Consider the following 11,621-nt stretch of genomic DNA (forward strand, 5'->3'; position numbering starts at 1 on the left):
GTTCGCGGGGTCGGGGCCCACCCTAGGCCGCACGACTGTGCCACTGTTGTTCAGTGACCACTTCAGGCAGCTCAGGTGTCAGTACGGGTACAGCTCACGGATTCGACGCGTGGCTCGTCACGACGCCCGCGGCGACGGCGGCAATCTCGATGTTCGGCGGGCAGGTGCTCTCCTACCGGCCGGCCGGTAGCGACAGCGACGTGCTGTGGGTCTCGCCGCTCGTCGCGACACCGCCGACGCCGATCAGGGGTGGCATACCCATCTGCTGGCCGTACTTCGGCAAGGAGAACCAGACCGACAGTGACGTGCCGTCGCACGGTTACGCGCGGACCGCGCAGTGGCGCGCCACCGGCTCGCAAACGCTGGCCGACGGCTCCGTCGAGCTGCAACTGGCGCCGGAGGGACTCGACTGGTTGGGGCTGCGGGTCGCGCTGACCGTCCACGTCGGGGAAACGCTCAGGATCGGGCTGCACACCACCAACATCGGTGAGCAGCAGGAGATTCTGACCGAGGCGCTGCACAACTACCTGCACGTCTCCGATGCCACGACTGTGCGGGTGGACGGACTCTCCGGCCTCTCCTACGAGGACAAATTCGACGACCTCACGGTCAAGACACAAGACGGCGACTGGCATCTTCCCGACGACGAGCAGCGCAGCGACCGCCTGTACCCCGACGCGGGCGGTACGTATCGGCTCGTCGACCGTGGGTTCGACCGCACCGTTCGTGTCGACGGCGTCGGGGCACGCACCGCCGTCGTCTGGAATCCGGGACCCGACGTCGCCGCCGGGATGGCGGACGTCGGCAAGCACTGGCGTGAGTTCGTGTGCGTCGAGACCGCCAACGCGGGCCCGAATCTGCTCACCGTCGAACCCGGCGCGACCGTCGACATGTGGCAGACGATCGCACTCGAGTGACCTCGAAGAGCCCTGTGCGCGAGACCTAGTCGGGTACGACGACCGCGCGTCCTCGCAGATCATTCGCGGCGAGTTTGCGATACGCGGCCACACCGTCGTCGAGGCTGAACTTCTCGACCGCGACGTCGAGAACCCCGTCGCGCGCGAGGTCGAGGACTTCGATGAGTTCCGAGCGTGATCCCCAGTAGGGCGACCGGACCGACACCTCGTGTGGCTGCGCCCAGTAGCCGACGTGTGCGACCGACTTGCCGTCCCCGAGTCCGACGATGGTCACGTCACCGAGAGTGCCGACCACTCCCATCGCAGTGTTGATGGTGGGCTGAAAACCGACGAAGTCGAAGACCGCTGTGGCGCCGTCCTTTCCGGTGATCTTGCGAACGTTGTCGACGGCGTCGGCGTCGCTGAGCACGGCCTCGTGAGCGCCGACCTGCTTGGCGAAGTCGAGCTTCTCCTGAGTCACGTCGAGCGCGATGATCCGAGACGGGGTCAGGTGGCGCAGCATCTGGATCGCCACATGTCCCAGACCACCGGACCCGATCACGACGGCTGTCGTACCGCCGACGAGTTTGCTCAACGACGGCTTGATCGCGTGGTACGGCGTGAGGCCTGCGTCGGTGAGCGGCACCGTGGTGACGGGATCGAGGTCGCCGATGGGCACAAGATGTCGCGGGTCGTCGACGACCACGTATTCGGCCATCGCGCCGTCATGTCCAAGGCCCGGGGGCGTGATCTGCAGCTCCTCGGCGCGCGAACAGTAGTTCTCGAGTCCCTGCGAGCAGAAGTGGCAGACACCGCAGCCCCAGGGGCCGTAGATGGCTACCGCGGTTCCCTCGCTCACCGTCGACACACCCTGGCCGAGTGCGGCGATCACGCCGACACCCTCGTGGCCGAGTGTCATGGGGAGCGGGTAGGGAAACGACTCGGCAGGCATGTTCAGTACGAAGTCGTCGGAATGGCATGCGCCTGCAGCGGTCACCTTGACGAGCACCTGCCCGGGCCCCGGTGAGGGCGTCTCGACGTCGCGGAGTTCCGGTTCGGCGCCCGCCTTGATCATCTGCACGGCCTTCATCTGCACTCGCCTTTCGGATCGAAGATGTCCCCGTGCCCTCCCTCACCTCAGGTCTACCCTCACATCACGAGACGCGCATACGGATCGTGTCGAGGTGGAAGCGGGATCGCGACGGTCGGACCGCACTGCCGTCGACCATGATGAGGCAGGCTCGCGCGTCGGGTGCGGTGGACGCGGCTCGGGTCATTGCCGAGCTGTCCGGAACGGACGACGGCGAGACCATCGACTGCGACGGTGCGGCATGGAGTCGTACACGTGCTGCCAGATGACCTCGTGTTCGACGGGCGTGATGATTCCCCGCGACATGCGGGCGTCAGCGCAGCGCAACTCGCCGAGTGTGTCCGCGATCGACGCCGGGGTGGGCATCCCCTCGGGAAGGTCGTAGCCGGGGATGGTGGTGAGGTCGATGGTCCGCACATCGCCCGGAAGATGCCCGGCGATCCGGCGTGCGATCACCCCCGATATGACGAACAGCGCGGTCGCCGCCCAGAGAGCTGCCACTGCCGGCGTACCGATCACGCCGAGCACGAGTGCGGCTGTCAACCACAGACACGCACCCCAGATCGGCCAGCCGCGCCACAGTCGGAGTCGACGACGCTGCGTCGAGCTGATTCCAGGAGGAAAGACGACGAGGCGGTACCGGCACACCCCGTAGCGGCCCGATCCCGCACTGAACGATCCCCAGACCGACGGCCCCTCGGCCAGCCGGTCGATCAGGTCCGAACCGGTGGTATCCGCTCGTCCCTGGGGAGCACGCACGTGTGCCTCGGGAGACGACCGGTGCTTCCGGGGAGGATGCGCAAACGGATCGATCGGAGATCCGTATGAACTGATCGTGGTCATTCCGACAGTGCTACGCCGCACGGATGGCGTCGTGAAGTGGCTGTGCGGCACTTTGACGAGACTTTGACGCGGCGTCGACAAGCTTTGACGCGTTGCTGACGATTGCCGACCGGCAACGACGACCGCCCCGGCGTCGTGGTGACGTCGGGGCGGTCAGGGAAGTGGGCTGGTCAGGCGACCTTGTTGAAGGGATCGTGTTCGGCGATGAGTTTGTCGACACGGGCCTCGTCGATGCGCGCCCGCACGGTGGTGAGCTCCTGCCGGTCGCGCACGACCTTCGCGAGGGTGAACGTACTCGACGTCAGGAAGAGCAGGGTGATGGCCAGGAAACCCCGCTGCCAGGGGTCGATGGGGAGATAGAGGATGCCGATACACGCGGTCGCGAGGCTGACACCGAAGGCGATCGCAGACTGGATGAAATAGGCGACGGTGGTGGGGGTCTGGGGAATCTCTCTGGAAGACGACATGCGTCGACCATCTCAACCTGCGCCCGCCGCCGGATGCGTATGACTACGCAGTCGGACTGAGTGCTTGCGCCGGAGATCGTGCGAAGTCGCACGGGTCACGAGTTCGCGTCGAGCGCGGCCCGAACGGTACGGACGACCCCGTTGTCGCTGTTCGACGGGGCGACGAATCGCGCGGCGTCGAGGATCGTCTGGTGCGCGTTCGCGACGGCGTACGACCAGTCGGCTGTTCCGAGCATTCCGAGGTCGTTGAGGTAGTCGCCGAAGACCATGGTCTCGGCGGGTCGGATGCCCAATCTACGTTGCACCGCTCGCACAGCCTCGGCCTTGTCGACGCCGCGGGTCATCACGTCAAGCCAATGCTGCCCGGACACAACGACTTCCGCATCGATCGTCAGTGCCGAGATCGACGGGGCGGTGCGCTCCTCGATGCCCGCGAAGTCGTAGACCGCGACCTTGACGAGCTCTGCGTCGATCGCATCGAGGTCGTCGACGACGCTGTTGGCGAAGTAGTAGGGACGGATCTGCTCGAGGAATCGCTCGTCTGACCTCTCGACGTAGGCGATCTCCGGGCTGCACAACACGACGCCGAGGTCGGCGCCCTGTGACTGCAGTTCACGTGCACGCGCGAGTACGGCCCGCGCGGTGTCGGTCGCCAACGGTTGCGTACGCAGGATCTCACCTTGTCTGGCCACGACCGCCCCGTTCTCGGCGATCACGATCAGTCCCGGCACAGCCTCGCCGAACTGATGCAGCAGCGTCGCCGCCTGGCGTCCACTGGCCGGACTGAACACGATGCCCCGGCGGCCCAACTCGTCGAGAAGCGGCCAGAGTTCGTCGGGTATGCGCTTGGCGTCGTCGAGCAGGGTGCCGTCGAGGTCGGTGACGACCAGGCGCAGGTCGGCGGGCACGGGCGGGATGAGACTGGACATCGCCTTCCATTCTCGCAGAGCGATTCCCACCAGCCCGGAACATTCCGTGGGTTCGGGTGCATCCAATCGGTACTTGCTCACCCCAACTCGCTCAACGCAGTAACCGAGAGGAACCGAAACTGTGAAGACCTCGCCTACCCGCGCCGCGTCGTCGACGACGATCCGCCGCACGATCATGGCCCTGCTCGCCTGCTTCGCAGCGCTTGTCGGCACCGCCGGTGTCACGGCCACGGCTCACGCCGACACCCGGTACCCCGCGCTCCCCCTGCGCGGCGTCGACGGCGGACCCGGTCCGGTCGCGGGTAACAACTTCAGCCCGGCCGAGCGACCCTACGTCGTCTCCGACTTCGCAGGAATCCGGTACTCCTTCGGCATCCCTGGCGACTGGTCGTGCGGCTCGGGATCGTCGGTCGTCTCCACCACCGGAGAGGCCACGTGCTTCCAGGAGCGCACAACCACCACCACGCGTGCCGGCGGTATCGTCGGCTACCAGAAGTGCGCCGCAACACGCTGCACCATCGTCGACGCCGACAAACTCGGCAACCAGATCCGCGTCAGCCGCGGGTCGTGGCGAGTCATCGACGACACGACCTGGTACGCAGAGGAATCCGGGACCATCGACGGCGTCCGCAAGGTTCGCGTGGCCATCCGCCACGTGTTCACCACAGCCGACGGCCAGGCCGGCATCGCCTTCGCGCAGCTCGACGGCCCGCCATCCAAGCGCGGTGAGCTCCTCAAGATCATCAACAGCATCCGCGCCAACACACCGCGCTGACGCCCGCCCCGGTCCCCGACCTCTCGACGCTGAGAGGTCGGGGATCGGTTGCAGCGCACAGCTACATCCGCGCGTACCGCGCCATCACGAAGCAGTAGATGCCGTAGGCCGCCAGCCCCAGGGCCGCGATGACCAGCAGGAACTGTCCCGCCGGCCAGCCCGCCACAGTTTTCATGGCACCGTCGATACCGGTGGCCTTCGACGGATCTGCGGTGACCGCAGCGACGATCACGAGAATTCCCGCACCGGCCAAGACGATCCCCTTCGCCGTGTAGCCCACGATGCCTGTGATCTGGACGGCCGCATTCTCGTCGATGGTGAGGTCGTCGAAGAACGCACGCGTGACACCCTTGTAGACGTGGTAGATACCGACGCCGATGATCACCAGTCCGGCGACCACGAGCACGAACTTCCCGTGGCCCGAACCCATCAGCCGAGCACTCAGGCCTGCATTCTGCTTCCCGCTAGATTGACCGTGCCCGAGCGCGAATTGTGCTGCTGTCCAGGCGAATGCGAAGTAGACAACTGCGAGTGCACCCGCTTGTGCGCGATCGAACCAGCCGTCGTCCTCACCCTCCTTCGGATTGGCGGGGTGCGGGCCGAGGATGACCTCGGCCACACGCCACAGAGCCATCGCGACAAACGCGATGACGGCGAGCCACAACACGATACGACCGCCCTGTGACGACGCGAAGATTCCCAGTGCCCCGGACTGATCCGCATTGCCCGCATCGCCGAACGCCAGGCGCAGCACGATGTAGGCGATGAGCAGATGCAACAAACCGCTCACCACGTGACCGCCGCGCGCGAGTGCTTCGAACCATCCGCTGTCCGTCGCGTCTCGAACAGCTTGCTTACCCGCGTGTGTCCCGATGATGACCGCCGCCCCTCACGTCGTGTACTCCAGTCGTAGCAGTGGCGTGAGGATCTCACGGTGGGAATCCCCTACGCGGTCCGCAACGCTGCACAAGAGTGACTACGCGATCGCGAACTGTGTCAGGTAGTCACGACGACAGATGCTCGTGGGCCGCGGCGCCGCGCGGGGAAGGACGATGCAGATGCTGATCTGGATTCTCATTGCGATGTGCGCATCCGGTGCGACCGTCTGCGCGTTCGGCGCCGCATGGGTTTACCTTCGGGGTGCGCCAGCTGATCGCGACCGGCTCGCTCGGCGATGGCTCGCCGCCACCGCGATACTCGCCTTTTCCGCGATCATCCTCCGGTTCGTGTCGGTACTGCGTTGAGCACCGGGTCTCCGCGTGATCAGCCCAGGCGATCGGGGTAGGTGCCATCCCCCAGGTCAGGATCGGGCAGGGCGTCGTCGGGATCGATCAGCACCACGCGTCGGCCGTCGAGTCGTACGCGGCGCATGCCCTCCAGAACCATCCGACGTCCCACATCGCTGAAGTGACTCACCTGGGAGACATCGAATATGACTGTGGGAGTGGTCGTCTCATCGGAGTCGAGCGCATCGAGGATGTACTCCGCGCCACTGAACTGAATGACACCCTGGATCTGGAACGTCGTCGTGTCTTCGGCGACCACGACGTTCCGCAGGACCGTCGTGCCGTAGGGTTCGGCGTCGACGAGATGCATGTTCATGTCGTTCGAGAGTCGCCGGAAGGCGGCGACACCACGGACGCTGTTCCCGTGCTCGTCGAGTCGCGGCGAGAAGACGGCGATGCCGCACTGCCCCGGTAGCGTGCCCAGGAGTCCTCCTGCGACACCGCTTTTCGCGGGGATGCCCACTGTGGTGAGCCATTCACCGGCGCCGTCGTACATGCCGCATCCCGCCATCACCGACATGACCTGGCGAGCAACCCTTCTGTCGACGACTCGTTCGTGGGTCGTCGGGTGAATCCCGCCGTTCGACAGGCACGCACCCATCATCGCGAGATCGCGTGCCGTCACCAACACCGAGCACTGGCGGGTGTAACCGTCGACGATCTCGTGCGGTGTGGCAGTGATTATGCCGTAATTCCGCAGCATGTGGGCGATGGCGAGATTGCGGTCGGCCGAATCGATTTCGGACTCGTAGACGGCTTCATCGATCCGCAGCTCCCGTCCGGCGAGGGTGGAGAAGAAGCTACGAGCGCGTTCGACCCGCGCTTCCTCGGTCGCGTCTGCTCCGACGAGCAGACCATGGGTGGCTATGGCGCCGGCGTTGATCATCGGGTTGCGTGGTCGGCAGGTGTCGCCCTCGAGAGAGAGCTCGTTGAATGCCTCACCCGAGGGTTCGACCCCGACCGTTGCCGACACGGTCTCGAAACCGCGATCGGCGAGCGCGGCGGCATAGGCGAACGGCTTCGAAATCGATTGGATCGAGAACTCGACCTCGTCGTCGCCCACGCTGTAAGTGCGGCCGTCGACGGTGGTCAGTGCGATGGCACAGCGGTCGGGGTCGGCGGTCGCGAGCTCCGGAATGTAGTCGGCGACGGCTCCGCCGTCGTCGTCGGCCAGGGAGTCGAGCACTTCGGTGAGGTAGTCACGGACGGGTGAGTGCATACGGTTTCGACGCCTCCTTGCGTTGTGGCGCCAGGGTACCCAGTGCGACGCACAGGGTGCTCGGCCCGAGGCGGGAGCATCACAGGCGTCGTCCGGGATCTGGTCAGCGGGCGAGTCCGGCCACCTCGTCGAACCCGGCGGCGAGACATTCGACGAGTACGTCGATATCGGGCACTGCAGCAACGTCGACATCGATTCCCAGACAGCAATCGTCGACGTAGCTGAGCAGGGTGATGTTGAACGACGCACCGATCGTGGGACCGAAGACGTACTGCCGAGTGATCCGCCCACCCGCGAGGTAGAGCGGTACCGGTGAACCGGGCACGTCCGACGCGAGGAAGTCGACATGCTCGAGCATCGCGCCGACCGCCGACGAGGGCAGTATGTTGAGCGCTCCGGCGATCGGCTCGGCCAGCGGCACGGCCGGCTCGCGACGCCACCCCTCGATGACCTCGTGTATGCGCTCGATGAGTTCGTGCGGCGTCGAAGCATCACAGGGAATCGCGATGCGCAGCAGTGTGATTCGATTCCCACCGAATGCCGCCTCATCGTCGGCGCGGAGATTCAGCGGCATCGTGACCCGCAGGTGGTCGACATCGGTGCCGTGGCGCCGGTGGTAAGCGCGTATGCCGAGCACCGTGCCCGCCAGGAAGGCGTCGTTGAGGGTACCTCCCGCAGCATGTCCCGCGCGCGTCAGCGACTTCACCGGTACGTCGAGCGTCGCGAACCGGCGCCGGGTGCTGCGTTCGGTCATCACCGGTGACGCCGTGCGCATGACCGGCTCGACGATCCGAGCCACCGACACCGAGGTTCCCGCCACCTCGCGCAGCGCCCGGATGGGACGCAACAGCATGCGGGCGCCGAGGCCACTCGTCGTCCGCACCACACCGCGCACCAGTCCGGTGGCGGTCGTCGCGTACCAGCCCGCGGTGGAGAGGATCGACGGTGCGCGCGCAGCGCTCGCCGTCTCGGGCACAGGCGGGCGCGGTGTGCCTGCTCGCTCAAGGTCCATGATCTCCGCCGCAATCGCGACGGCACCCACGCCGTCGGTCAGCGAGTGGTGGAACTTCATCACCACCGCCGCTGCCGGAGCGTCGGAATCGGTGTCGTCGCAATGGGTGTCGCCGTAACCGGTATCGAGGCCGTCGAGGAGGGTGAACTCCCACATCGGCCGCGCCGGGTCGAAGGCGGTCATCCCCGCGGTGCGCGCCACGTCGAGCACCCCGGCGAGGTTCCTCGGGTGCGGGGCGTCGAGGTGGTGGAGGTGCCAACTCACGTCGAAATCCGGGTCGTCGACCCACCGTGGCGGTGCGAGTCCTCGATCGGGAACGAGTCTGCGACGCATCGCGGGGAGCACCTGAACGGCTCGCGCGACAGTCGCGCAGAACCGCTCCCAGTCGGGAGAGGCGTCGAGCAGGATGACGACGACCACGGTGGAACGCAGAACCGGGTTCTGCTCCATCCGCCAGGTGAACATGTCCGATTGACTCATCCGGACGATGTCGTCGCTCACGGAGATCATTTTCCTCCCGTGCGCGGCGCGATGGAGCCGTTTTCACCAGCGCGGATCACCTGGATTCGCGCGGCGTGAGTTACAGGCGCGCGAGGAGTTCGGCCTTCTTCGTTGCGAACTCCTCGTCCGTGAGGATGCCGCGGTCGTGCAAACCAGCGAGCTGTTCGATGGCGGCGAACACATCGTCACCACTTGCCGACGGCGGGGTCTGTGCCTGCGGGGCCTGCTCCGGCATCGACGGCGCGGGCTGCGATGGTACGAAAGTGGACGACTCGGGGGTCGGTGCCGACTGCGACTGGTCAGGGGCGGGCGCCGCGACCGGGGTCGCCTCCACCTGTTGGTTGGTCAGCTCGGTCAGGCTCGACACGTCGAAGGTGCCGAACTGGCTCGAGAAGCTCACCGAACCGGGATAGCCGCCCTGTTGCTGTTGGACACCGCCGATCTGGTGCTCACCGGTGTCGAACACGCGAGTCACGCCGTTCTGCTGGATGGCAAGCCGCCGTGTCGCAGGAAAGACCGCGTACTTCGAGTCGTTCTGTCCACCGGTAGAACTCGGCACGCCGAGATCGGCTGGCCACCAGTTGTTCGCGGTGGCGAAGCCGTACGACGAGCCGGATGCCGCGGCGGGCGGGAACACCACCGTCGTGGCGAGCAACTGGGACAGTTCGTTGCAGAGGCCGTCGAGCCGCGCTTTCAGAGCGTTGTCGAACATGTTGCCGACCATCGTCATGCCACCGCGCATCCACTGTCCCGAGCCGCCGAGCTCGGGGATGGAGAACTGCGCCATCGTGCCGCCACCACTGTTGACGGCGTACAGCATCGCCAGGACGGCATCCTGCGACAGCCCGTAGCGGCTGGAGATGTCGGTGATCGCCCGTTCGGCGTCGGGAGTGAGTGCGCCCTGCATGTGTGTCCTTTGTCGTGGTGAACCGTTGTTAAGTGTACGAGGCACATCCCAGACGAGCAGGGCGCACTCACCCCGTTACGTCGTGACGGACTTTGGGTGGGCGCGATCGTCACACACTCATGCCGTCACGGTTCGACTACGCTTCGCGCATGTCGCCCACCGTTCGTCCGTCGCGCGCGAGCGGCACGCCGAGGGAGTGCGTAAGCGCATGACGATGCCTGTCGCGCGATTCGCTCGAGGCCCGGTGATGGCCGCCGCGCTCGCACAGGCGGTGCTGTTGACGACATTCTCCAACGCCTACGACTACCAGCGCGACGAGCTCTACTATCGGATGCTTCGGCCTGCCTGGGGCTACGTCGACCAGCCACCGCTGACCCCGGCCCTCGCGCGACTGACGCTGCATCTGGCGGACGCCCCTTGGGCGATGCGGGTTCCGGCAACCCTTGCTTCATCATTGTCCGTCGTCGTATTGGCGATGATCACGTGGCAGCTGGGAGGCGGTCGAGGCGCCCAGACCCTGGCCGCGTGGGGTTATGCGACCGCGATGATGCCCCTCATGCTCGGCCACGTCCTGTTCACGTCGACGATCGATCTGTTGCTTCTGCTGGTGGTGGTGTACGCCATGCTGCTCGCGGTCGGGGGTCGTCGACGATGGTGGTTGGTGGCCGGTCTGGTGGCAGGCTTGGCCACCTACAACCGGTGGGTGGTCGTGGTGATGGTCGGTGGACTGGTGCTCGGGCTGCTGCTGTTGGGTCCGCGACGGGTGTTCCGGACTCCGTATCCGTACCTGGCGGCACTGATCGCGACCGTTGTCGGGCTGCCGAATCTGATGTACCAGGCCACGAACGGCTGGCCACAGATCGCGATGGGCTCGGCCCTCGGCGCGCTGAATGCCGCAGACGTGCGCAGCGGGATGGTCCTCATGCTGATCGTCATGATCGGTCCGCCACTCGTAGCGGTGTGGGGCACCGGGATCGTCTGGCTGTTGCAACGCGATCGGCGTGCTGTCGACGGCTGGCTCGTCGTCGGCTTCGCCGTCGTGGTGGTGTTCACCTTCGTCGGTGGTACGCAGCCGCACTATCCCGTGCATCTGTTGTCGGTGATGTTCGCCGCCGGTTGTGTGCCTGTGGCGCAATGGCTGTCGGGTCACAGGCTCCGACGACAGCTCGCGGTCTGCGTTGTAGCGGTCAATGCCGTGGTGTCGATACTGCTGGCGTTGCCGATCATCCCGCTGCGCGTCGTAGGCCGCACCCCCGTCGTCCACGCCGGTCCGATGGTGGCCGATCAGATCGGCTGGGCCCAGTACACAGCACAGGTCGCCCGGATCTATGACGCTCTGCCGCAGCCGCGTCCACCGATTCTCGCATCCGACTACGGCCTTGCCGGAGCGCTCGAACGCTACGGTCCAGCCTTCGGCCTTCCGGCCCCCTACTCGGGCCACAATGCGCTCGCCGATCAACGACACCTGCCCGTCGACACCGGCGAGGTCCTTGTCGTCGGCAATCAACTCGGCAGGGTCACAACACTTTTCCGTTCGTGCACTGTACTCGCGACACTCGACAACGGGCTCGGCGTCGACAACGACGAGCAGGGCACGCCGGTGGGTCTCTGTGTAAAGCCTCACGACCCGGCCCACCTGTGGTCCGAGCTTCGCTACCTGGGGTGACCACCGCGCAGCCGCTCGATCACCCTGCAA

Annotated in this window: 13 protein-coding genes; 4 read left to right on the forward strand and 9 right to left on the reverse strand. The window is 66.1% G+C overall.

Annotated features, from left to right (window positions below; all coding sequences use genetic code 11):
* The first annotated feature begins 53 nt into the window (after nucleotides 1-53).
* A complete protein-coding gene (locus tag GOOTI_RS22655) occupies nucleotides 54-917 on the forward strand; it encodes a D-hexose-6-phosphate mutarotase (RefSeq protein ID WP_039994589.1) in 864 nt (287 codons plus the stop codon).
* A 25-nt stretch (nucleotides 918-942) separates the two neighbouring features.
* Here the strand turns inward: GOOTI_RS22655 and GOOTI_RS22660 are convergent, their stop codons facing one another.
* The 5 genes from GOOTI_RS22660 to GOOTI_RS22675 all read right to left on the reverse strand — a co-directional run bounded on the left by GOOTI_RS22660 (nucleotide 943) and on the right by GOOTI_RS22675 (nucleotide 4,225).
* Entirely contained in the window at nucleotides 943-1,986 is a 1,044-nt protein-coding gene (locus GOOTI_RS22660) for an NAD(P)-dependent alcohol dehydrogenase (protein ID WP_007240936.1), read from the reverse strand.
* 64 nt (nucleotides 1,987-2,050) lie between these two features.
* Nucleotides 2,051-2,173, reverse strand: coding sequence for a hypothetical protein (locus GOOTI_RS27095; protein ID WP_267879822.1), 123 nt, complete (start codon nucleotides 2,171-2,173; stop codon nucleotides 2,051-2,053).
* Nucleotides 2,170-2,829, reverse strand: coding sequence for a DUF6611 family protein (locus GOOTI_RS22665; protein ID WP_007240937.1), 660 nt, complete (start codon nucleotides 2,827-2,829; stop codon nucleotides 2,170-2,172). Before GOOTI_RS22665 ends, GOOTI_RS27095 begins: the two co-directional genes overlap by 4 nt.
* Nucleotides 2,830-2,999: 170 nt before the next feature.
* A complete protein-coding gene (locus GOOTI_RS22670; protein ID WP_007240938.1) occupies nucleotides 3,000-3,296 on the reverse strand; it encodes a YiaA/YiaB family inner membrane protein in 297 nt (98 codons plus the stop codon).
* 95 nt (nucleotides 3,297-3,391) lie between these two features.
* Nucleotides 3,392-4,225 (reverse strand): Cof-type HAD-IIB family hydrolase, encoded by an 834-nt coding sequence (locus tag GOOTI_RS22675; protein WP_007240939.1) that lies wholly within the window; start codon nucleotides 4,223-4,225, stop codon nucleotides 3,392-3,394.
* Nucleotides 4,226-4,346: 121 nt separating this feature from the next.
* Here GOOTI_RS22675 and GOOTI_RS22680 point away from each other — a divergent pair, with 121 nt between their 5' ends.
* The gene (locus GOOTI_RS22680; RefSeq protein ID WP_007240940.1) at nucleotides 4,347-5,000 is read left to right on the forward strand and encodes a hypothetical protein; all 654 of its coding nucleotides are present in this window, start codon (nucleotides 4,347-4,349) and stop codon (nucleotides 4,998-5,000) included.
* Nucleotides 5,001-5,061: 61 nt separating this feature from the next.
* Here GOOTI_RS22680 and GOOTI_RS22685 read toward each other — a convergent pair whose 3' ends face one another.
* On the reverse strand, nucleotides 5,062-5,793 hold the full coding sequence (locus GOOTI_RS22685; protein WP_007240941.1) for a DUF1206 domain-containing protein: 732 nt from the start codon (nucleotides 5,791-5,793) through the stop codon (nucleotides 5,062-5,064).
* Between the two features lie 265 nt (nucleotides 5,794-6,058).
* On the opposite strand from GOOTI_RS22685, the gene GOOTI_RS22690 reads away from it, so the two are divergent.
* On the forward strand, nucleotides 6,059-6,244 hold the full coding sequence (locus GOOTI_RS22690) for a hypothetical protein (protein ID WP_306302705.1): 186 nt from the start codon (nucleotides 6,059-6,061) through the stop codon (nucleotides 6,242-6,244).
* A gap of 19 nt (nucleotides 6,245-6,263) precedes the next feature.
* Here GOOTI_RS22690 and GOOTI_RS22695 read toward each other — a convergent pair whose 3' ends face one another.
* The 3 genes from GOOTI_RS22695 to GOOTI_RS22705 form a co-directional block, all read right to left on the reverse strand.
* Entirely contained in the window at nucleotides 6,264-7,505 is a 1,242-nt protein-coding gene (locus tag GOOTI_RS22695) for a glutaminase (protein ID WP_007240943.1), read from the reverse strand.
* A gap of 103 nt (nucleotides 7,506-7,608) precedes the next feature.
* Nucleotides 7,609-9,027, reverse strand: coding sequence for a wax ester/triacylglycerol synthase domain-containing protein (locus tag GOOTI_RS22700; RefSeq protein WP_007240944.1), 1,419 nt, complete (start codon nucleotides 9,025-9,027; stop codon nucleotides 7,609-7,611).
* A 70-nt stretch (nucleotides 9,028-9,097) separates the two neighbouring features.
* Nucleotides 9,098-9,925 (reverse strand): SHOCT domain-containing protein, encoded by an 828-nt coding sequence (locus GOOTI_RS22705; RefSeq protein ID WP_007240945.1) that lies wholly within the window; start codon nucleotides 9,923-9,925, stop codon nucleotides 9,098-9,100.
* A 208-nt stretch (nucleotides 9,926-10,133) separates the two neighbouring features.
* Between GOOTI_RS22705 and GOOTI_RS22710 the strand changes: the two genes are divergently transcribed.
* Nucleotides 10,134-11,591 carry a glycosyltransferase family 39 protein gene (locus tag GOOTI_RS22710; RefSeq protein WP_039994596.1) on the forward strand — a complete coding sequence of 486 codons (1,458 nt, stop codon included), beginning with the start codon at nucleotides 10,134-10,136 and terminating at the stop codon, nucleotides 11,589-11,591.
* Nucleotides 11,592-11,621: the final 30 nt, after the last annotated feature.

Source organism: Gordonia otitidis NBRC 100426, assembly GCF_000248075.1.
In the GTDB taxonomy this organism is placed as follows: domain Bacteria; phylum Actinomycetota; class Actinomycetes; order Mycobacteriales; family Mycobacteriaceae; genus Gordonia; species Gordonia otitidis.